This is a genomic window from Janthinobacterium sp. GW821-FHT03C08 (genome assembly GCF_059420905.1).
Genome location: NZ_JBWKUP010000016.1, coordinates 61,554 through 82,308 on the forward strand (window position 1 = coordinate 61,554; position 20,755 = coordinate 82,308).

15 protein-coding genes and 3 tRNA genes are annotated in these 20,755 nt (G+C 61.6%); 7 read left to right on the forward strand and 11 right to left on the reverse strand.

Annotated features, from left to right (window positions below; genetic code table 11):
• Positions 1-74: 74 nt before the first annotated feature.
• From AC07VL_RS21960 to tig, 8 genes are all read right to left on the reverse strand, one after another.
• Entirely contained in the window at positions 75-1,997 is a 1,923-nt protein-coding gene (locus tag AC07VL_RS21960) for a SurA N-terminal domain-containing protein (protein WP_494807729.1), read from the reverse strand.
• A 423-nt stretch (positions 1,998-2,420) separates the two neighbouring features.
• Positions 2,421-2,497: transfer RNA gene (locus AC07VL_RS21965), tRNA-Asp, on the reverse strand.
• 18 nt (positions 2,498-2,515) lie between these two features.
• A tRNA-Asp gene (locus AC07VL_RS21970) sits at positions 2,516-2,592 on the reverse strand.
• A 125-nt stretch (positions 2,593-2,717) separates the two neighbouring features.
• A complete protein-coding gene (locus AC07VL_RS21975) occupies positions 2,718-2,990 on the reverse strand; it encodes an HU family DNA-binding protein (protein WP_010398442.1) in 273 nt (90 codons plus the stop codon).
• 204 nt (positions 2,991-3,194) lie between these two features.
• Complete coding sequence (lon, locus tag AC07VL_RS21980; protein ID WP_494807730.1) at positions 3,195-5,606, reverse strand: endopeptidase La; 2,412 nt, start codon at positions 5,604-5,606, stop codon at positions 3,195-3,197.
• Positions 5,607-5,879: 273 nt separating this feature from the next.
• Complete coding sequence (gene clpX / locus AC07VL_RS21985; protein WP_101481168.1) at positions 5,880-7,148, reverse strand: ATP-dependent Clp protease ATP-binding subunit ClpX; 1,269 nt, start codon at positions 7,146-7,148, stop codon at positions 5,880-5,882.
• A gap of 199 nt (positions 7,149-7,347) precedes the next feature.
• Positions 7,348-7,965 carry an ATP-dependent Clp endopeptidase proteolytic subunit ClpP gene (gene clpP, locus AC07VL_RS21990; RefSeq protein ID WP_369811567.1) on the reverse strand — a complete coding sequence of 206 codons (618 nt, stop codon included), beginning with the start codon at positions 7,963-7,965 and terminating at the stop codon, positions 7,348-7,350.
• An 85-nt stretch (positions 7,966-8,050) separates the two neighbouring features.
• A complete protein-coding gene (tig, locus tag AC07VL_RS21995; protein WP_494807731.1) occupies positions 8,051-9,391 on the reverse strand; it encodes a trigger factor in 1,341 nt (446 codons plus the stop codon).
• Between the two features lie 602 nt (positions 9,392-9,993).
• Between tig and AC07VL_RS22000 the strand changes: the two genes are divergently transcribed.
• Positions 9,994-10,176, forward strand: a complete 183-nt coding sequence (locus AC07VL_RS22000) for a hypothetical protein (protein ID WP_494807732.1) — start codon at positions 9,994-9,996, stop codon at positions 10,174-10,176.
• Entirely contained in the window at positions 10,139-11,704 is a 1,566-nt protein-coding gene (locus AC07VL_RS22005) for a hypothetical protein (RefSeq protein WP_494807733.1), read from the forward strand. Before AC07VL_RS22000 ends, AC07VL_RS22005 begins: the two co-directional genes overlap by 38 nt.
• Positions 11,705-11,761: 57 nt before the next feature.
• On the opposite strand, the gene AC07VL_RS22010 is transcribed toward AC07VL_RS22005, so the two are convergent.
• The 3 genes from AC07VL_RS22010 to AC07VL_RS22020 all read right to left on the reverse strand — a co-directional run bounded on the left by AC07VL_RS22010 (position 11,762) and on the right by AC07VL_RS22020 (position 16,279).
• Positions 11,762-11,844, reverse strand: a tRNA-Leu gene (locus tag AC07VL_RS22010).
• 176 nt (positions 11,845-12,020) lie between these two features.
• A complete protein-coding gene (locus tag AC07VL_RS22015; RefSeq protein WP_494807734.1) occupies positions 12,021-15,119 on the reverse strand; it encodes an efflux RND transporter permease subunit in 3,099 nt (1,032 codons plus the stop codon).
• Complete coding sequence (locus tag AC07VL_RS22020) at positions 15,116-16,279, reverse strand: efflux RND transporter periplasmic adaptor subunit (protein WP_494807735.1); 1,164 nt, start codon at positions 16,277-16,279, stop codon at positions 15,116-15,118. The genes AC07VL_RS22015 and AC07VL_RS22020 overlap by 4 nt, the downstream gene beginning before the upstream one ends.
• Before the next feature lie 241 nt (positions 16,280-16,520).
• On the opposite strand from AC07VL_RS22020, the gene hpnC reads away from it, so the two are divergent.
• The 5 genes from hpnC to AC07VL_RS22045 all read left to right on the forward strand — a co-directional run bounded on the left by hpnC (position 16,521) and on the right by AC07VL_RS22045 (position 20,752).
• Positions 16,521-17,402, forward strand: a complete 882-nt coding sequence (hpnC, locus tag AC07VL_RS22025) for a squalene synthase HpnC (RefSeq protein ID WP_494807736.1) — start codon at positions 16,521-16,523, stop codon at positions 17,400-17,402.
• Between the two features lie 46 nt (positions 17,403-17,448).
• Positions 17,449-18,282: a presqualene diphosphate synthase HpnD gene (gene hpnD / locus AC07VL_RS22030; protein WP_494807786.1), complete on the forward strand. Its 834-nt coding sequence runs from the start codon at positions 17,449-17,451 to the stop codon at positions 18,280-18,282.
• Positions 18,275-19,657, forward strand: coding sequence for a hydroxysqualene dehydroxylase HpnE (gene hpnE / locus AC07VL_RS22035; protein ID WP_494807737.1), 1,383 nt, complete (start codon positions 18,275-18,277; stop codon positions 19,655-19,657). The genes hpnD and hpnE overlap by 8 nt, the downstream gene beginning before the upstream one ends.
• Positions 19,658-19,787: 130 nt before the next feature.
• The gene (locus tag AC07VL_RS22040) at positions 19,788-19,943 is read left to right on the forward strand and encodes a hypothetical protein (RefSeq protein WP_494807738.1); all 156 of its coding nucleotides are present in this window, start codon (positions 19,788-19,790) and stop codon (positions 19,941-19,943) included.
• A gap of 23 nt (positions 19,944-19,966) precedes the next feature.
• Entirely contained in the window at positions 19,967-20,752 is a 786-nt protein-coding gene (locus AC07VL_RS22045) for a DUF1700 domain-containing protein (RefSeq protein ID WP_494807739.1), read from the forward strand.
• The last annotated feature ends 3 nt before the right edge of the window (positions 20,753-20,755 follow it).

Here is a 20,755-nt window from a genome sequence, read left to right on the forward strand (position 1 = left end):
GTTAAACAAGGTTCACAACTCGCAGACAAAAAAATAGCCGCTCAAGAGCGGCTATTTTTATGCATGGAAACTAATTACGGCGCTTCCGGCGCGGCGGCTGGTGCCGTCAATGGCTTGACGATCTTCACCTTGGCCTTCGATTTCAGGTACTCGACGTAATCGAACATTTCCTGTTGTGCCAGGATGGAGCTGATCTGGTCTTTCTCTTGCTGGCGGCGCGCCTCGTCCACCTGGGCCGGCTGCTGCACCTTGCCGATGCGGTAGATGCCATAGCCCAGGGCGGGCAATTCGACGCCCACGTAGGCTGGCAGCTTGCTCGTGTCGGCCTTCATGACTTGCGCGATGGCGGCACGGTTGATGCCGTCGAGCTTGCTACGCGACACCCATTGCGCGGCACCGAAACCGGTGGCATCGCCCGAGGCCTTCAATGCGGCCAGCTTGGCTTCGCCCGCTTTCTTCGCCAGCTTTTCCGCTTCTTCCATGGTCACGCGCTGGCGGATCATGGCTTCGACGTCGGCCAGCGGACGCTTCGATGCCGGCTTGAATTCCACCACGCGGCCAGCGATCAGGACGTTTGGTGCCACGGTCACGGCTTCCGTGTTGCGCTTGTCCTTCAGCGAGTCGTTCGAGAAGATGGCGGCGAGGAACTTGGCGTTGTTGAACGGCGCCGTGCCCAGTGCCGGCGACGGCGTGCGCGACAGGTTGGCCACGGTTTCCACTTTCAGTTTCAGCTTGTCGGCCACAGGCTTCAGGCTGTCCGATTGCTCGTACACGGTGTTGGTGAAGGTTTCCGCCATTTCCGAGTATTTCTTGGCAGCAAATTGCTTGCGCAGGTCGGCCGTGATTTCACCGCGCACTTCATCCAGCGTCCGCACGTGCTGCGGCTTGAGCGAGGTCACGGTCAGGATGTGGTAGCCGAAATCGGAAGCGACGACATCGCTGATTTCGCCTTGCTTGAGTTTCGCGACGGCATTGAGCAGCGGTGTCGGCAAGCCATCCTTGCCGATCACGCCCAGGTCGCCGCCCTGTTCCGCGGACGCCGGATCTTCCGACTTGGCCTTTGCCACGGCGGCAAAGCTGGCTGGCGCCTTGCGCACTTCGGCGAGGATGGCTTCGGCCTTGGCCTTGGCGGCGGCCTTGTCGGCGGCGGAGGCGTCTTTCTTGACTGCCACCAGGATATGGCTGGCCTGGCGCGCTTCTTCCGTCGTGTAGGCTTTCTGGTTCTTCGCGTAGTAGCTGGTCACGTCGGCGTCGGTGACGTCGACCTGCTCGCCGGCGGCGCTGTCGTCGAGCACGACGTATTCGACCTTGGCCTGTTCCGGGATCATGAAGAACTTGGCGTTCTTCTCATAGAAATCCTTGACCATGGCGTCCGTGACCTTGACTTCCGACACGTACTGGGCGATCGGCAACAGCAACTCCTGCACTTCACGCTCTTCCGAGGTGATGTCCGACAGACGCTTGGTGACGGTGCCCGGGGCGAAGGCCGTGCCTTGCACGGCGCCGGCCAGTTGCTGCAGGGCCAGGTCGCTGCGGCGACGCGCATCGTACATCTGCGGCGTCATGCCCTGGGCGGCCAGCATGGCCTTGTAGCGTTCCAGGTCGAATTTACCATCCGGCAAGGTCAGGCCAGGGATGGCCAGCACTTCTTTTTGCAGCACGGCATCGCTGATGACCAGGTGGCTGCGGCCCACTTCGGCGGACACGGCGCGCTCGGCGATCAGGTTGTCGAGGATGCTCTGGCGCGCTTCCGGCGTATCGAACATTTTCTGGTCGAACTGCTCGCCCATCATCTGGCGGTAGCGGTCGATCTGCTGGCGTTGCGCTTCTTCATATTGCTGCTGCGTGATCACCTGGTCGCCGACCTTGGCGATGGTGTTCGCGCCGTCGCCGAAGCTTTGGTAGCCGCTGATACCGACCAGTGCAAAGGACGGGACGATGACCAGCATCAAGAGAAACTGCATCAAGCGTCGATGGGTACGAATAAATTCAAACATGGTCAGCCAATTCGGGATGAGTGGATCACTATAAAAAAAGGCGAACATGCGTTCGCCTTGATTTCTTCGGCGGAATGGACGGGACAGATGTCCACTTCCCCTTTAGATTCAACAACTTGGCGCTGGAACTAAAGCAGGATTCTGACGCCCAAGCCATTATCTCCTGATTCTACAATGCCCATAGCGCTATAGCAAGAGTAAATCAGGGGCCGCGCCCTGCCCCGGCGGCACGGGCGCAGGCATTGCCGGCGGCACGCCAGGCTCGGCCATTAAACCCGCTCCAGCTTAAAGGGGATTTAAATGCACGCGCCCTCCTTATTCAAGACGGCACTGCGGGGATTTAATAGCGGGCGGCGCGAAGATAATCGGGCGCATAAAAGAAAAACCCGCGCTGCTTATTCGGCAGCGCGGGTTTCTATATTCTGGCGGAGCGGACGGGACTCGAACCCGCGACCCCCGACGTGACAGGCCGGTATTCTAACCAACTGAACTACCACTCCTTGAGAGCGTATTTTTTTTGGCGGAGCGGACGGGACTCGAACCCGCGACCTCCGACGTGACAGGCCGGCATTCTAACCAACTGAACTACCACTCCGAAAAATACACAGTACTGCTTGCATTTGTTTTCAGGATCGTCATTCGCAGAACTTCAACCCTGAAATCGCGGCACCCTGGAGTGCCGCCAAACGTTTCCGGTGATTGTCACCTCACCGAAGTCCGTTAGTTTACCGCATCCTTCAAAGCTTTACCAGCTTTAAATTTTGGAACTTTTGCAGCTTCGATCGTGATCGCTTCCTTGGTACGCGGATTGCGGCCGGTACGCTCAGCGCGTTCGCTCACCGAGAAAGTACCGAAACCAACCAGCGTTACGCTGTCGTTGTTTTTCAAAGTTTCCGTCACGCCGCCGATAACAGCGTCGAGTGCGCGCGCAGCGGCGGCTTTGGAAATGTCAGCTTTTTCAGCAATGTGGTCGATCAATTCAGTCTTGTTCACTAGCATCCCCAATTACAAAGGTATAAAACGTTTACCGTATCGTTGCGGCACTTTTGGCACCACAGCTGTCCGGCGAAAAAAATGTGCAGGCGTATTAAACAAGCCACACTGTATATGTGTCAAGCGCTTTGGGGGCGCAATTCACGTTTCAATATAAAACAAGCGCTCTAAAAGCGCTTGTTTGGGGAAAACAGGGGTAAAACGTTAGTGTTTTACCACCTCGCCAGCCGTATCGGGCTTGGCCGCGGCGGCCGTCACGGCTTCCACGGCAGCCACTTCCGCCAGCGGTTCAGGCAAGCGCTCGAGGGCGATTTCCAGCACTTTGTCGATCCAGCGCACGGGCACGATCTCCAGCTTGTTCTTGACGTTGTCCGGAATGTCAGCCAGGTCCTTCACGTTCTGCTCGGGAATCAGCACCGTCTTGATGCCGCCGCGATGGGCCGCCAGCAGCTTCTCCTTCAAGCCGCCGATCGGCAGCACTTCGCCGCGCAAGGTGATTTCGCCCGTCATCGCCACGTCGGCACGCACGGGAATGCCCGTGAAGACCGACACCATGGCCACCGTCATGGCCGCGCCCGCCGAAGGACCATCCTTCGGCGTCGCGCCCTCCGGCACGTGGATGTGGATGTCGCTCTTCTCGAACACGTCCTCCTTGATGCCCAGGCGCTGTGCCCGGCTGCGCACCACCGTGCGGGCCGCCTCGATCGACTCTTTCATGACGTCGCCCAGGGTACCCGTGCGGATGACGCCGCCCTTGCCTGGCATCGACACGGCTTCGATGGTCAGCAGGTCACCGCCCACTTCCGTCCATGCCAGACCGACCACCTGGCCCACCTGGTTTTCTTTCTCTGCGACACCAAAATCGTAGCGGCGCACGCCGAGGAACTTGTCCAGGTTCTTCGAGTTGACGATGACTTTCTTGTCGGATTTTTTCAGCAGCAGCATCTTGACCACCTTGCGGCAGATCTTCGACACTTCCCGCTCGAGCGAACGCACGCCCGCTTCCCGCGTGTAGTAGCGGATGATGTCGCGCAGGGCCGACTCGGCCACCGAGATTTCATCTTCCTTCAAGCCATTGTTCTTGATCTGCTTCGGCAGCAGGTAGCGCTGCGCGATGCTGGTCTTTTCATCTTCCGTGTAGCCGGACAGGCGGATCACTTCCATGCGGTCGAGCAAGGCTGGCGGAATGTTGTACGAGTTCGACGTCGCCACGAACATCACATCCGACAAGTCGAAATCGACTTCGATGTAGTGGTCGGAGAACGTGTGGTTCTGTTCCGGGTCCAGCACTTCCAGCAGGGCCGACGACGGGTCGCCACGGAAATCGGCGCCCATCTTGTCGACTTCGTCGAGCAGGAACAGGGGATTGCGCACGCCGACTTTCGACAGCGATTGCAGGATCTTGCCCGGCATCGAGCCGATGTAGGTGCGGCGGTGGCCGCGGATTTCCGCCTCGTCGCGCACGCCGCCCAGGGCCATGCGCACGAACTTGCGGTTCGTCGCGCGGGCGATGGACTGCCCCAGCGAGGTCTTGCCGACGCCCGGAGGGCCGACGAAGCACAGGATGGGGGCTTTCAGCTTGTCGACGCGCTGTTGCACCGCGAGGTACTCCAGGATGCGTTCCTTGACCTTGTCGAGGCCGTAATGGTCGCCTTCGAGCACTTTTTCCGCATTCGACAGGTCGTTATTGACCTTGGATTTCTTTTTCCAGGGCAAATTGACGAGGGTGTCGATGTAGTTGCGCACGACGGTGGCTTCTGCCGACATCGGCGACATCAATTTCAGCTTTTTCAGCTCGTTGGTGGCCTTGTCGAGCGCTTCCTTCGGCATCTTGGCCGACGCGACTTTTTTCTCCAGCTCGTCGAGGTCGGCACCATCCTCGCCCTCGCCCAGTTCCTTCTGGATCGCCTTGACCTGTTCGTTCAGGTAGTACTCGCGCTGCGATTTTTCCATCTGGCGCTTGACTCTGCCGCGGATGCGCTTTTCCACCTGCAGGATATCGAGTTCGCCTTCGAGTTGGCCCAGCAGGTGCTCGAGGCGCTTGGCCACGCTGAAAATTTCCAGGATGACTTGTTTTTGCTCAAGCTTCAGGGGCAGGTGCGCGGCCACCGTGTCGGCCAGGCGGCCGGCGTCATCGATGCCCGACAGGGATGCGAGGATTTCCGGAGGAATTTTTTTGTTCAGTTTGACGTACTGGTCGAACTGCTGCACGATCGCGCGGCGCATGGCTTCGACTTCCGACTCGTCGCCCGGCTCGGACTCGAGCGGCGTCAGATCGGCGATGAAGTGCGTCGGCGCATCGCTGATATGGTTGATGCGGGCACGCTGCGCGCCTTCGACCAGCACCTTGACGGTGCCATCGGGCAGCTTCAGCATTTGCAGGATATTGGCGACGCAGCCAATTTCATAGATATCCGAAGGCGACGGCTCGTCCTTCGCGGCTGCTTTTTGAGCGGCAAGCATGATGCTCTTGCCCTGCTCCATCGCAGCTTCCAGCGCCTTGATCGACTTTGGACGGCCAACGAACAGCGGTATCACCATATGCGGGAAGACGACGACATCCCGCAACGGCAATAACGGCAGTTGAGTTTGCTCAGTTAATTTGGAAGTTGTCATGGCGTACCTTATAGAAAGCGTGTTTACGATGTTGGCGCTCGCTGCCAAAACACAAGACCGGCGAGAATAAATAATTCTGTGAAACAAACATAAAGTCTATTTCGCAAAACACACCCGCATGACGGTAACAAGTGCAGTTGTCACAGTAAAAAAGCCACGCGCAGCTAAGCGCCGCGAGTGGCTTTACGATTGAAGCCTGCACTCATTGATTTAAATTGTACTGCCATGCATTAAGGAATCAAAACCCTTTTTATGCATTTGTCTCGGCAGTTTTCAATTTTCTCCGGAGGCTTTGGCAGTCTCTTGATAAATCAACAAAGGTTTGGCGCCGCTGGTGATGGTATTTTCGTCGATGACGACTTTCACCACATTTTGTTCGCTCGGCAGTTCATACATGACGTCCAGCAAAGCGTGTTCCAGGATGGAACGCAGGCCACGGGCGCCCGTCTTGCGCGCCAGCGCCTTCTTGGCGATCGCATGCAGGGCGGCCGGACGAATCTCCAGTTCCGCGCCTTCCATCTCGAGCAGCTTGGAATACTGCTTGATCAGCGCATTCTTCGGCTCGACGAGGATCTGGATCAGCGCCTCTTCCGTCAATTCCGCCAGGGTGGCGATGACGGGCAGGCGACCCACCAGTTCCGGGATCAGGCCGAACTTGACCAGGTCTTCCGGTTCCGCTTGCAGCATCAGTTCGCTGGCCGAGCTTTGCGACTTGCTGCGCACCGTGGCCGAGAAGCCGATGCCGCTCTTTTCGGAACGGTTGGCGATCACTTTCGACAGGCCGTCGAAGGCGCCGCCGCAGATGAACATGATGTTGGTCGTGTCGATCTGCACGAAATCCTGGTTCGGATGCTTGCGGCCGCCTTGTGGCGGCACGGATGCCATCGTGCCTTCGATGAGTTTCAGCAAGGCTTGCTGCACGCCCTCGCCCGACACGTCGCGCGTGATGGACGGATTGTCGGACTTGCGCGAAATCTTGTCGATTTCATCGATGTAGACGATGCCGCGCTGGGCTTTCTCGACGTCATAGTTGCAGCTTTGCAGCAACTTCTGGATGATGTTTTCCACGTCCTCGCCCACGTAACCGGCTTCGGTCAGGGTGGTGGCGTCGGCGATCACGAACGGCACGTTGAGCATGCGCGCCAGGGTCTGTGCCAGCAGGGTCTTGCCCGAGCCGGTAGGACCGACCAGCAAGATGTTGCTCTTGGCCAGTTCGATGTCGTCTTTCTTGCCCAGGTGCTTGAGGCGCTTGTAATGGTTGTACACCGCCACCGACAGGATGCGCTTGGCAGTCTGCTGGCCGATCACGTACTGATCGAGCAAGGCGGCAATTTCTTGCGGCGTCGGCAGGTCGGATTTGCTACCGGTCACCGTCTCGATGCTCGACGTTTCATCACGGATGATGTCGTTGCACAGGTCGATGCACTCGTCGCAAATGAACACGGACGGGCCGGCGATGAGTTTCTTCACCTCGTGCTGGCTTTTGCCGCAGAACGAGCAATACAGTAATTTTTCGCCGCTAGAGGATTTTTTGTCTGACATAAGGCATTTTGGTTGGAACTGCATTAACAATATTGCAAAATCGCAAGCCGGAGTGCGGCAGTTGCCGGAAAGGCAGCTACCCATGGCGCAAGTCAACAACGTGCACAAGCTCCATGCTACCCGAAATAAAAGCGAAACGCCCGAACGTTTGATCGCCCGGGCGTTTACTTACGTACTTAGCAATACCGGTAGGGGCTCATCAAGCGCGGCTGGTCAACACTTTGTCGATCAAACCATACTCAACGGCCTCGTCGGCGGACATGAAACGGTCGCGGTCGGTGTCCTTGGCGATCTGTTCGATCGTCTGGCCCGTGCGCTCGGCCATGATGCCGTTCAAGCGGGTACGCAGGTAGAGGATTTCCTTCGCCTGGATCTCGATGTCCGACGCCATGCCTTGCGAACCACCGGACGGCTGGTGAATCATGATGCGCGAGTTCGGCAGCGAGAAACGCTTGCCCTTGGCGCCGGCGGCCAGCAGGAAAGCGCCCATCGAAGCGGCCATGCCCGTGCACAGGGTCGAGACGTCCGGCTTGATGAACTGCATGGTGTCGTAGATGGCCATGCCGGCCGAGACCGAACCACCTGGCGAGTTGATGTAGAGCGAGATTTCCTTTTCCGGATTTTCGCTTTCCAGGAACAGCAGCTGGGCGACGACCAGGTTGGCCATCTGGTCATTGACCGGGCCGACCATGAAAATCAAGCGTTCCTTCAGCAGGCGCGAGTAAATATCATACGAGCGCTCGCCGCGACCGCTTTGTTCCACCACCATCGGCACCAGGCCGAGCATCTCTGTGTCCAGCGCCGGATTACGGTTCATACCTGTCATTTCATTTCCTTGTGAAGCAGTTAGGGGATACCGCCCTTACCTTGCGGCAAGAGCAAGCATCCGGATACCAACTGGTTTACGCTTGTGCGTTGCTTCCCATCAATTCGTCGAAAGCAACTGCTTTCGTCGTAACTTTCGACAGGCCCAACACGTAGGTGACGACGTTTTCTTCCAATACAAGGGCTTCGATCTCACCCAGGCGACGACGGTCGCTGTAGTAGTACTTCAGCACTTCGCGTGGGTCTTCGTAGCTTTGGGCGAAATCTTCGATCTGCGCCTTGACTTGCTCAGGCGTTGCCTGCAGCTTGTTGTCGCCCACCAGTTGCGACAGGATCAGGCCCAGGCGTACGCGACGCTCGGCTTTTTCCGCGAACAGTTCTGCTGGGAAAGGCACGTCCTTGACGTTCATGCCGCGCTGCGCCATGTCCTGGCGGGTCATTTCGGCCAGACGCTCGGAATCCTGAGCGATCAGGGTCTTTGGCACTTCCAGCTCAGCAACTTTGATCAGCGCGTCCATGACGGCTTCCTTGTTGCGTGCTTTCACGCGGCCAGCGACTTCGCGCTGCAGGTTGACTTTGATGTCTTCGCGCATCTTGACCAGGTCGCCATCGGCAACGCCCAGGGACTTGGCGAATTCGGCATCGACTTCCGGCAGGTGCGCCCATTCCAGCTTTTGCAGGGTGATGGTGAACGAGGCGGTTTTGCCGGCCACGTCCTTGCCATGGTAGTCCTCAGGGAACGACAACGGGAACGTCTTCGACTCGCCCACTTTCAGGCCCAGGGTCGCTGCTTCGAATTCCGGCAGCATGCGGCCTTCGCCCAGCACGAAAGCGTAGCCGTCGGCTTTGCCGCCCGGGAATTCAACGCCGTCGATCGAGCCGACGAAGTCCACGGTCACGCGGTCGCCGTTGGCAGCGATAGCCTCGCCGCCGTCGCCGTGTTCGCCAGCTTCGCCCTTGGTGTGGAAGTGCACGCGCTGCTTGCGCAGGATGTCGATGGTCTTGTCGATTTCGGCTTCCGACACGTCGGCTTGCACGGTTTCGATTTCCACGGCCGTCAGGTCGCCGATGACGACTTCCGGATACACTTCAAAAGTGGCATCGAAAGCCAGCTGGCCTTCGGCTGCTTCTTCTTTCGGCACGATGTTTGGGAAACCGGCCACGCGCAGGTTGTTTTCGTTGGCGGCGTCGTTGAAAGCGCGGCCGACTTTGTCGTTCAGCACTTCGGATTCGATCTGGTAGCCGTATTGTGCTGCGACCATTTTCAACGGCACTTTGCCCGGACGGAAGCCCGGTGCCTTAGCCGTACGGGCTTGCACTTTCAGGCGCTTCTCAACTTCCGTGCGGACGTCCGTCAGCGGGAAGGAGATCGTGATACGACGTTCGAGTTTGCCCAAGGTTTCGACTGCAGTTGCCATGTAAAAAATCGTCCAAAAAATAAACACTGTTGGTACGAGAGAAGAAGACCCGACCCCTTGCGCCATCACTGGCGGCAAGACATGGGTCCAGCTTCACTCGCTCGCATATTCATCTGTAAAAGTACTGAAAGCAGGACGATGGACCTGGTCTACCCGGCTGAGGGGAAAACCCGCACCAGGCACCAAACAATCCGCCGCGTCCAGTACTGCGACAGGGCTCCGAGCGTCCAGCCATGCTTCAAGGTAAATCGCAGGGCCGGCCATCATTCGGTAAAGCGTGGCATTATAACAAAGGACTTCGGAGAAGTGGCTGGCTTTGCGGCCCGGCCACAGGTGATGCCAGCGGCAGCGAACGAATCGCCGCAGCCCGGGTCTGCCCTGTCTTTACTCTTGCCCCGGCATTCTTCATTTCGCCAGAGACAGGCTTTCCAGCCTGTTTCGTCTCGTAGTATATGCGAACTGTCGCCCCGTCCGAAACAAAGAAATGCGCTCCCGATGAGAATTTAAGGCAAAAAACCTTTGATTTGCCTCAATTTGGCCATTTTTCAGGCAAACCTAAGTCCCCTGCTCCCTCTCCAAGTGAATTTAAGGGAGAAAACATCATGAGCGACAGCGCACCCGGCGGTTCCAGCAACGCCAAAGCCAAGCTGCAAATGGTCCTCAGCCGCCTGCTCGACGGCGTCACCGATGACGACCTGCAAAAAATCCAGACGGAAGTCGATGAAATGGAATTGCGCATGACGGGCGATGGCCACCACGACCACGACCATCCCACCGTCGCCTGACGCGGCAGCGGCTGTGCCCACCCCGCGCGCCGCGCCGCCCGGCCCTGACATGCTGGACGCCGTCGAAACGGCGCTGGTACGCCACCGCGCCTTTGGCGACAGCACCTATATCCGCGACCAGCTGGCCGTCGCCTACCGGCGGCGCCTGCACAAGCTGGGCAGCGCCCTGCCCGAGGCGGAAAGCCTGGCCCGGCTGCTGGACGCGGCGGCGCCTGCCCGCCAGCGCCAGCTGCTGAGCGACACGGTGCTGCGCTGCGCCGTGCAGCACGCCATGCGCCAGCTGCACCTCGGCGACGACTATGGCTTGCCGCTGCCCCGCTGCGCAGCCCTGTTCCAGGCCGCCGCCGCACACCTGCGCGCCGGCCTGCCGGGAGGACCGCTGACGGCCCGCCTGCCCGCCCTGGCGCGGCTGCACGACGGACGCGCCATGCATGAGGATGACACTTATATATGGCATGCCTGGCAGCAAGACACACCCTATGCCGCGGCGTTTCTTGCCGTGATGGAAGATAATTACGGCGCGCCGCTGGCCACGCCCACGCCGCACGAGCGCGCCCTGCTGCGCCGGGGCCTGCGCCTGCTCGACGCCCTGCTGCCCCGCCTGAGCGCCAGCGCCCTGTCGCACGTGCAGCTGATCGCCCTGTTTCCCACGCTGGGCACGTGGCGCGGCAAGGCTTCCAGTTCGCAATTCCGCGTCAATGGCAGCGTGTTCCTGAACCAGGAACTGATCGGCAACCCCTGGTGGCTGGCCGAGCACCTGCTGCACGAGGCGCTGCACCAGAAACTGTACGATTTCCGCCATGGCCACAGCCTGCTGCTGCCAGGCTATGAACGCGAGGACGGGGCCAGGGTATGTTCGCTGTGGAATGCGCCCGATGAGGACGGCAATCATTACTGGGATGCCCACCGCGTGCTGGCCGCCTTCCACGTCTACGTCCAGCTGGCTCTGCTGTGCCTGCTTGCGGAGCGGCACGAGGCTGCCCTGGCGCCCCTGTATGGCCCCATCGGCACGCACATGAGCGGCAGCCGCCGCGCCATCGACCGGGCCCGCTACCTGGGCGAGCAGTTACGCGCCGTCACCTGGCCCGAACTGGGGCTGGCCGGCCGCCAGATGACGGACTGGCTGGTGGACGTGCTCGACACGCTCGACACGCAGCGGCGCCCCGCCGGCGCCACCGTCCACCTGCTGCTCGACCTGTACGAGCGCCAGAGCCGCAAGCTCGACACGTATCTTGCGCAGCAGCCGCCGCCCCGCAGCGACACGCTGGACGTGCAGGCGAAACAGGAACGGGCGATGGCGCAGGCGGCGCTGCAACTGCTGGACAGGGAGATGCCTCCGCCAGCGCCGACGCAGGAGCAGGAGCAAAGCTGGTCACAGACGCGACAATATGTACTACAGGCACTATTGCCGGTGGCACAGGATGTATCCATGATGGAAAGAACGGGCTACCCGCAGGCGCAGGCCCTGATCACGCAGATGGTGCAGCAGTCGAGCCGGCAACTGGCCGCCCTCGGTGCACTGGGCTGATGCTGCCTTGGAGAAAATATTGATGGTGCTGCACTTCCGGGCTGGAGCAACCCGGACTGGTGCGGATGGGGAGACTCGAACTCCCAAGCCGAAGCACTGGCTTCTAAGACCAGCGTGTCTACCAATTCCACCACATCCGCATTTTGCACTGCTTGTAACAGGCTGCTCCCTTGATTTTAACAACTCGGGAGCGATCTGGCTACCGCGGACTCATTGAACAAGCCCGGAGCAAGCGCTCGGTAAAGCAAAGGCGGCATTCTACTGGATTTCCCAGAGGAATGCCGCCTTTTTTATGGCTGCACCTTGGCGCTGCCTCCTAGCCCTCTTTTGCGCTCGCCGGCTCCGGCTTCTTGACACGGAACCAGGCCGCATACAGGGCTGGCAGGAACAGCAGGGTCAGAGCCGTCGCCAAGATCAATCCCCCCATGATGGCGACCGCCATCGGGCCCCAGAAAACGGAGCGCGACAGCGGGATCATGGCCAACGCGGCGGCGGCCGCCGTCAGCACGATGGGGCGGCAGCGGCGCACGGCCGAGTCGATGATGGCGTCCCACGGCGTGGAGCCATCCTTGATGTCTTGCTCGATCTGGTCGACGAGGATCACGGAATTGCGGATGATCATGCCGAACAGGGCGATGACGCCCAGGTTGGCGACGAAACCCAGCGGACGGTGCAGCAGCAGTAAGGCAAAGGCGGCGCCCGCCACGCCCAGCGGGCCCGTCAGGAACACGAGCAAGGCGCGCGAGAAACTGTGCAGCTGCAGCATCAGCAGGGTGAAGATGATGAAGATGGCCAGCGGCAAGTTCGCCGCGATCGACGCTTCCGCCTCGCCGCTGTCGGCCGCCACGCCTTTCACGGTGATGCGGTAGCCAGCCGGCAGCTTGGCGCGCAAGGCATCGAGCTGCGGCGCCAGCTGCGTCGAGACCGTCGCGCCCTGGATGCCGTCGACCACGTCCGACTGCACGGTAATGGCCCATTCGCGGCGGTCGCGCCAGACGACGCCCGGTTCCCACACGAAATGCGCGCGGGCCAGCTGCGAGATGGGCACGGACTTGCCTGTCGCCGTCGGGATATTCGTGTCGTTCAGCACGGAAATCGTCGCCCGTTCTTCCAGCGGCTGGCGCACCTGGATATCGATCAGCTTATTGTCTTCGCGGAACTGGCCGATGACGGTGCCCGACAGAATCGTATTGGCCGCCTGCATCACCGTTTTCGAGGTGACGCCCAGCGCGCGCATCTTGTCCTGGTCCAGGTCCAGGCGCAGCACTTTCACGGATTCATTCCAGTTGTCGTTCACGCCCAGGGTGTTCGGATTGGCGCGCAGGATATCCTTGACCTGGTCGGCGATGACGCGCACGCCCGCCACTTCCGGCCCCGTGACGCGAAATTGCACGGGATACGGCACGGGCGGCCCGTTCGGCAACAGTTTCACGCGGCCCCGCACTTCCGGGAAATCCTTCTTGAAGACGTCGACGATTTGCTGGCGCAGGCGTTCGCGGTCGGCCAGGCTCTTTGGCAAGACCACCACTTGCGATACATTCGTCTGCGGGAAGATCTGGTCCAGCGGCAGGTAGAAACGGGGGCTACCGGTTCCCACATAGCTGGTGACGCTTTCCACGCCGTCGAGCTTGCCCACAAAAGCCTCGAACTTCTTCACCTGTTTCTCGTTGGCAGCAAACGTCGTGCCTTCGGGCGACCACAGTTCCACCATCAGCTCGGGTCGGCTGGAATCGGGGAAAAATTGCTTTTCGATAAAGTTAAAGCCGTAGATACCCAGCGCAAAGATGGCCAGGGTGGCGGCGATCGTCGTCTTGCGCCACTCCACGCACCAGGCCACCGTGCGGCGGAAACGGCGGAAGTTCGGCGTATCGAACAGTTCATGGTCGTTATGCGCGTGCGGTTTCACTTTCAGCAAGATATAGCCGATGTAGGGCGTGAAGACGACGGCCACCACCCAGGAAATGATCAGGGCCAGTGCATTCACGGAGAACAGGGAAAACGTGTATTCGCCGGCAGCCGACTTGGCCAGGCCGATGGGCAAGAAGCCCGCTACCGTGATCAGGGTGCCCGTCAGCATGGGCATGGCCGTCGACGTGTATGCAAAGGTGGCCGCGTCGAAGCGCGACATGCCCTCTTCCATCTTGCGCACCATCATTTCGACGGCGATGATGGCGTCATCGACGAGCAGGCCCAGCGCGATGATCAGGGCGCCCAGGGAAATCTTGTGCAAGTCGATGTCGAGCAGGCGCATGCACAGGAAAGTGACGGCCAGCACCAGCGGGATGGTCAGCGCCACCACCAGGCCCGGGCGTACGTCGATGCGCAGCGGCTTGGTGTGCAGGCCCAGCGCGACAAAGCTGACGGCCAGCACGATGAGAATGGCTTCGATCAGGGTATGCACGAACTCGCCCACGGAAGCGGACACGGCTTCAGGCTGGTTCGACACGCGCTGCAATTCTATGCCGACCGGCAACTCGCTCTTCATACGCGTGACGGTTGCCTGCAGGGCCTTGCCCATGTCGATGATGTTGCCGCCCTTTTCCATCGACACGCCCAGGCCGATCACTTCCTTGCCATTGAAACGCATCTTGTCCTTCGGCGGATCCGTGAATTCGCGTTTCACCGTGGCAAAGTCACCGAGGCGGAAGGTGGTGCCGTTGGCCCGCAGCTCCAGGTTTTCCAGGTCCTTGACGGTGGCCATGGCGCCCGTCACGCGCACCTGCAGATTGTCCGTCGGCGTGACCAGCACGCCCGTGGCATTGATGCTGTTTTGCTCGGACAGTTGCTGCACGATGGCGTCAAACGGAATGCCCAGCTGGGCGAATTTCTTGTGCGAAAAGATGATATTGATCTTTTCATCCTGCACGCCGAACAGTTCCACCTTCGACACCTGCCCCACGGCCAGCAGTTCCTGGCGCACCTTGTCCGCGTAATCCTTCATTTCCGCGTAGGTAAAACCGTCGCCGGACAGGGCGAAGATGGAGCCATACGTGTCGCCAAACTCGTCATTGAAGAACGGCCCCACGACGCCGGCCGGCAAGGTGCCCTTGATGTCGCCGATCTTCTTGCGCACCTGGTACCAGGCGGCGGCCGTTTCCTTGGGCGGCGCCGATTCGCGCAACTCCAGCAGGATCAGGGTTTCACCGGGCTTCGAATAGCTGGTGATTTCATTGATGTAGGGCGTTTCCTGCAGCTTCTTTTCCAGCTTGTCCGTCACCTGCTCGGCCATCTGCAGGGCCGTGGCGCCCGGCCAGTACGCTTGCAGCACCATGGCGCGGAAGGTGAACGGGGGATCTTCATCCTGGCCCAGGCTGGCATAGCTGAGCATGCCGCCGATCAGCAGCACGGCCATCAGGTAGCGCGTCAGCGGGATATGTTCGAGCGCCCAGCGCGACAGATTGAAACCGCCCTTCATTTGGCGGCACCCACGCTGACGGGCGACGCGGCGGCAGTCACCGGCGCGGCCGTTTCCGCGCCGAGGATGGTGACTTTCTGGCCCGGCTTGAGCAGGTTGACGCCGGCCGTGACGACGGTCTGGCCCGCCTTCACGCCCGAAGTCAGCAGCAATTCATTGCCGGCCACGCCACCGACGGTCACGGGCACGAGCTTGACGGCGCCGTTTTCCACCACCCACACGGAGCTTTGCGATTTCTCGTTGAACAGGGCCGTCAGCGGCACCTTGATCTGCGGCGTGGCCGTCTGCGAGGCGAACTGCACCACGGCCGTCATGCCCAGGCGTGCCTGCGGCGCGTCGGGGATGCTGACCTTGGCCAGGTAGGTGCGCGTGGCCGCATCGGCCACGGGCGCCACTACACGTATCTTGCCCGGCAGCGCCTGCTTCGGGTCGGCCCACAGGCGCACGGTGACATCCTTGACGCCGCGCAAGGTCTCGACCTTATCTTCCGGAATGCCGATCACGACTTCCTTCTCGCCGGACTTCGCCACCACCACGACGGGCGTGCCGGGCGCCACCACCTGCCCCACTTCGGCATCGATGCGCGTGACGACGCCATCGGCATCGGCCAGCAGACTGGCATAGCCGGACTGGTTGGCCTGGCCCCGGTACAGGGCTTGCGCCGCTTCCACGTTCGATTGCGCCGCCTTGTAGGTGGCGTCCTTGCCATCGAGCACGGCCTGGCTGACGAAATTTTTCTCGCGCAAGTCCTGATAACGCTTCAGCTCGGCACGTGCCAGGTCGCGGTTCGTTTCCGCGCTGGCCAGCGCCGCCTTGGCCTGCGCCTGCGACAGCTGCAGGTCGACGGGATCGAGCTGCATCAATACCTGCCCCTTTTTCACGACGGCGCCCACGTCCACCTTGCGCGCGACGATCTTGCCGCCCACGCGGAATCCCAGCTGCGACGCCACGCGAGGCACGACCTCGCCCGCCAGCTCGGCACTCACGTCGACATTACTACTGGACAACACAATCGCGCGCACGGGGCGCACGTCTTCCACCTTTGGCACCGGCTTGGAACAGGCGGCCAGGGAAACGGCCAGGGCGGCGGCGGCCATCAGGCGCAGGGCAGGAAGAGCGGTTGCGCCGGTCTCGCGGCGCAGGGTTTTCAGGGCAAACAAGGTATTTTCCTTTACTATGCGGGCTGTTGGATTTTTGCGTGAGGAAACTTTTCTCTGGCCGGACGGCCCCAGGAAAAATTTTCCGCACGCGATATCCTTAAATTTGTGACAATATCAGCTGGATCATCGGAGGCAGCTGCGGCCTCTTACTGACTTTCTGGTTATTAATTATAATCGCGCCTAAAAGTTTTTAGTGACTTTTGCGTCACTAATCTCGCGATTACAAAAAGAAGCGTATTCAATGCCTGTAGACCATTACGAAAATTTTCCTGTTGCATCATTTTTACTGCCGCGCCGCCTCGTGCCGGCCGTCGAGGCAATCTATGCCTTCGCCCGCAGCGCCGACGACCTGGCCGATGAGGGCGACGCCACGCCGGCCGAACGCCTGGCCGCCTTGCACGCCTACGAAGAGGCGCTGGGCCGCATCGAGCGCGAAGAAGGCCATGCCGGCGAGAACGCCGCGATGTTCGAGCGCCTGGCCGCCGTCATCGCCAAGTTCCAGCTGCCGCTGAAACCGTTCCGCGATTTATTGTCGGCCTTCAGGCAGGACGTGGAAACGACGCGCTACGCCCGCTACGAGGACGTGCTCGACTATTGCGCCCGTTCCGCCAATCCCGTGGGCTTGCTAATGCTGCACCTGTACGGTGCGGCCGATGAACAGAATGTACGCGATTCCGATGCGATATGTTCAGCGTTGCAACTAATTAATTTCCTGCAAGACGTCGCCATCGACCAGCAAAAGGAGCGCATCTACCTGCCGATGGAAGACCTGAGCCGCTTTGCCGTCTCGCCCGCCGCCTTCGAGCGGCCCGAGGCGCACGGCAAGTGGAGCGCGCTGATGCGCTTCGAGGTGGCGCGCACGCGGGCCCTGATGCTGTCCGGCGCGCCGCTGGCCCTGCGGCTGCGGGGGCGCATCGGCTGGGAATTGCGCCTCGTGGTGCAAGGGGGCTTGCGCATCCTCGAATGTATCGAGGCCGTCAATTACGACGTCTTCCGGCGCCGCCCGAAGCTGGAGAAACGCGACTGGCTGATCATATTCTGGCGCGCCCTGCGCATGTCGCGCAAAAGCCTGCGTCAAGAGACGCAAGTAAAAACGGCTTTTCCCCCGTCGCCCACTCTGTAAGACGATAGAATAGCGGCTTCGATCTGCAACCCTTGCTCTTTTGACTATGTCTCCCGACGAATACTGCCAACAAAAGGCCGCCCAGAGCGGCTCCAGCTTCTACTACAGCTTCCTGTTCCTACCCGCCGAACGCCGTAAGGCCATCACGGCCCTGTACGCCTTCTGCCGCGAAGTCGATGACACGGTCGACGAGTGCACGGACGAAGCCGTGGCACGCACCAAGCTGGTCTGGTGGCGCAAGGAAGTCAAGGCCATGTACGAGGGCAAGCCCACGCACCCCGTGATGCGGGCGCTGCAGCCGCACCTGGACGTTTACAAACTGGAAGAAAAGCATTTGCAGGCCATCATCGACGGCATGGAAATGGACTTGAACCAGACCCGCTACCTCGATTACCAGGCCATGAGCCGCTATTGCTGGCACGTGGCCAGCGTGGTGGGCATCTTGTCGGCCAGCATCTTCGGCGCCACGCGCCCGGAAACCCTGCTGTACGCGGAAAAGCTGGGCCATGCCTTCCAGCTGACCAACATCATCCGCGACGTGGGCGAGGATGCGCGCAAGGGGCGCATCTACCTGCCCATCAACGAGTTGCAGCAGTTCAACGTGACGGCGGCCGACCTGCTGAACGCCCGCCACAGCGACAACTTCGAAAACCTCATGCGCTTCCAGGCGGCGCGCGCGCAGCAGGCCTATGACGACGCCCTGGCCCTGCTGCCGGCCGAAGACCGCCGCGCCCAGCGCCCGGGCCTGATCATGGCCGCCATCTACCGCACCGTGCTCAACGAAGTCGAGCGCGACGGCTACCATGTGCTGCAACAGCGCATCTCGCTCACCCCCATCCGCAAACTGTGGCTGGCGTGGAAGACCTGGGTCCGTGGCTGACCAGGCCGTGACGGGGCGCTATGCCGTCATCGGCGCAGGCTGGGCCGGCTGCGCGGCGGCCATGGAACTGGCCCGCGCCGGCCATGCCGTCACCGTCTACGAGGCGGCGCGCACCCTGGGCGGCCGCGCGCGCCGCGTCGAGCGAGAAAATACCGTGCTCGACAACGGCCAGCACATTTTGCTGGGCGCCTACACGGAAACCTTGCGCCTGATGACACTGGCGGGCCAGGACCCTGGCGAGCTGATCCTTACCCTGCCCCTGCAGATGCGCTATCCGGCCGGTTCGGGCGGGATGGACTTCGTCGCGCCGCGCCTGCCCGCGCCGCTGCACCTGGCGTGGGCCTTGCTGCGCGCCAAGGGGCTGCAGCGCGCCGACAAGCTGTCGCTGATGCGCTTTTCCACGGCCATGCGCTGGATGGGCTGGCAGCTGTACCACGATTGCACCGTCAGCGAACTGCTGCAGCGTTTCGACCAGACGGACACTTTGTGCCGGCTGATGTGGCATCCGCTGTGCCTGGCGGCGCTGAATACCCCGCCCGGGCGGGCCTCGGCCCGCGTCTTCATCAACGTGCTGCGCGACAGCCTGGGGGCAAGCCGCCGCAGCGCCTCCGACATGCTGGTCCCGAAGGCGGACTTGAGTGCCCTGCTGCCCGACGCGGCCGCCCGCTACGTGGCGCGGCATGGCGGCGAGGTCCGCACGGGCGCCAAGGTGGACGCCGTACGCGCCCTGCCCGATGGCCGCTGGCAAGTCGATGATGCCGACACGCATGACGGCATCATCGTGGCCACCTCGTCCGTGCAGGCCGCCAGCCTGCTGCAAGGCGTGCAGGACGCGCGCCTGGCCGATGCGATTGACCGCATGCAGGCGTTCACGCCGGAAGCCATCAGCACCTGCTACCTGCAGTACGACGCCGCCGTGCGCCTGGACTTGCCGTTCCACGCCCTCGTCGATGCGCCGGAGCTGCAGCACTGGGGCCAGTTCGTCTTCGACCGGGGCCAGCTGGACGCCCGCCAGGCGGGACTGCTGGCCGTCGTCATCAGCGCGTCCGGCACGGCCGCCGAGCAGGGCCACGGGCCGCTGGCGCACGCCATCGCCGCCCAGTTGGCGCAGGTCTTGCGGCGGCCGGAGCTGGCACAGCCCGCCTGGACCCAGCTGATCACGGAAAAGCGCGCCACCTTTGCCTGCACGCCCGATCTGCTACGCCCCGGCAACGCCAGCGGCGTGCCTGGCCTGCTGCTGGCGGGCGACTACACGGCCGGCGAGGACCGCGCGCAGGACTACCCGGCCACCATCGAAGCGGCCGTGCGCAGCGGCGTGGCGGCAGCCCGGGCCATGCGTGCCGGCGCGGGCAGGACGGGCGCGACGGTAAAGTAGACTTGACGGTGCATCCTCCCCTGGTGTCGCTGGACCCTGCCAAATTGCATTCTGTCGCACCGCGCTGGTGCGGCCGCCTCCGCTTGGGTACAGTTTGATCATCGACAAACCACCCGCCACGAGGAACGCCATGCCCACCACCTTGCACTTGAAAACCAGCCTGAAAGCCGTGGCACTGGTACTCATCGTGGCGCTGGCCGTGTTCAGCGTGGCCGATGGCCAGCAGCCGCGGCAGGCGCCGATGCTGCTGAGCCAGGCAAGCATGCTGCTGCCGGCAGTCGGCTGACACGGCCTTACGGACCCGAAACCATGACTATGCACAAACAAGAGTTTCTCGACGCGCTGCGGCGCGCGCTGGCGGGCTTGCCGCCCGACCTGGCGGCCAAGACGCTCGACTATTACGAACAGACCTTCAACGAAGGCGCGGCGGCCGGCCGCAGCGAGCGCGAGATCGCCGACGACCTGGGCGATCCGAAGAAAATCGCCCTGACCCTGCGCAGCAGCACGCACCGCCAGGCCTTCGAGCAAAGGAAGACGCCCGTCAACCTGCTGCGCCTGCTTGTCTCGCTGGTGGGCCTGGCCATCTTCAACCTGTTCATGGTCGTGCCCGCCGCCGTGTATGCGGCCCTGCTGGCCACGCTGTACGCCGTCGGCCTGAGCCTGTACCTGGCCGGCATCGCCATCACGGCCAGCGGCCTGTCCGGCGCCAACGAACTGGTGCTCGACGGTCCCCTGCGCTACATGCTCATCCATGATGACGACGGCGGCGACGGCGATGACCGGCGCGAAACCCGCATCACCATCGGCGACACGGGCATCGAGGTGCACCACGTGCCCGGCCCCGCCAGGGACGCGGCGGAGACGCCGACGCCGTCCTCGCGCGTCATCGAACGGGCCGAGGCGCTGGCCGGCAGCGGCATCCGCATCTCGACCGACATGGACCGCGATGCGCGCACGACACAAACCGTGTTTGGCATGGGAATGTTGCTCGGCGGCATAGTCATCTTCCTGCTCAGCCTGGTGGTCACGCGCTATACCTTGATCGGCATCAAGCGCTACATCGCCATGAATGTCTCCCTCCTCAAAGGTCACTAGAAA

Coding starts and splice junctions, on each gene's coding strand:
- AC07VL_RS21960 (WP_494807729.1), bottom strand. CDS start 1,997: ATGTTTGAATTTATTCGTACCCATCGACGCTTGATGCAGTTTCTCTTG.
- lon (WP_494807730.1), bottom strand. CDS start 5,606: ATGACAACTTCCAAATTAACTGAGCAAACTCAACTGCCGTTATTGCCG.
- clpX (WP_101481168.1), bottom strand. CDS start 7,148: ATGTCAGACAAAAAATCCTCTAGCGGCGAAAAATTACTGTATTGCTCG.
- clpP (WP_369811567.1), bottom strand. CDS start 7,965: ATGAACCGTAATCCGGCGCTGGACACAGAGATGCTCGGCCTGGTGCCG.
- tig (WP_494807731.1), bottom strand. CDS start 9,391: ATGGCAACTGCAGTCGAAACCTTGGGCAAACTCGAACGTCGTATCACG.
- AC07VL_RS22000 (WP_494807732.1), top strand. CDS start 9,994: ATGAGCGACAGCGCACCCGGCGGTTCCAGCAACGCCAAAGCCAAGCTG.
- AC07VL_RS22005 (WP_494807733.1), top strand. CDS start 10,139: ATGGCCACCACGACCACGACCATCCCACCGTCGCCTGACGCGGCAGCG.
- AC07VL_RS22015 (WP_494807734.1), bottom strand. CDS start 15,119: ATGAAGGGCGGTTTCAATCTGTCGCGCTGGGCGCTCGAACATATCCCG.
- hpnC (WP_494807736.1), top strand. CDS start 16,521: ATGCCTGTAGACCATTACGAAAATTTTCCTGTTGCATCATTTTTACTG.
- hpnD (WP_494807786.1), top strand. CDS start 17,449: ATGTCTCCCGACGAATACTGCCAACAAAAGGCCGCCCAGAGCGGCTCC.
- AC07VL_RS22040 (WP_494807738.1), top strand. CDS start 19,788: ATGCCCACCACCTTGCACTTGAAAACCAGCCTGAAAGCCGTGGCACTG.
- AC07VL_RS22045 (WP_494807739.1), top strand. CDS start 19,967: ATGACTATGCACAAACAAGAGTTTCTCGACGCGCTGCGGCGCGCGCTG.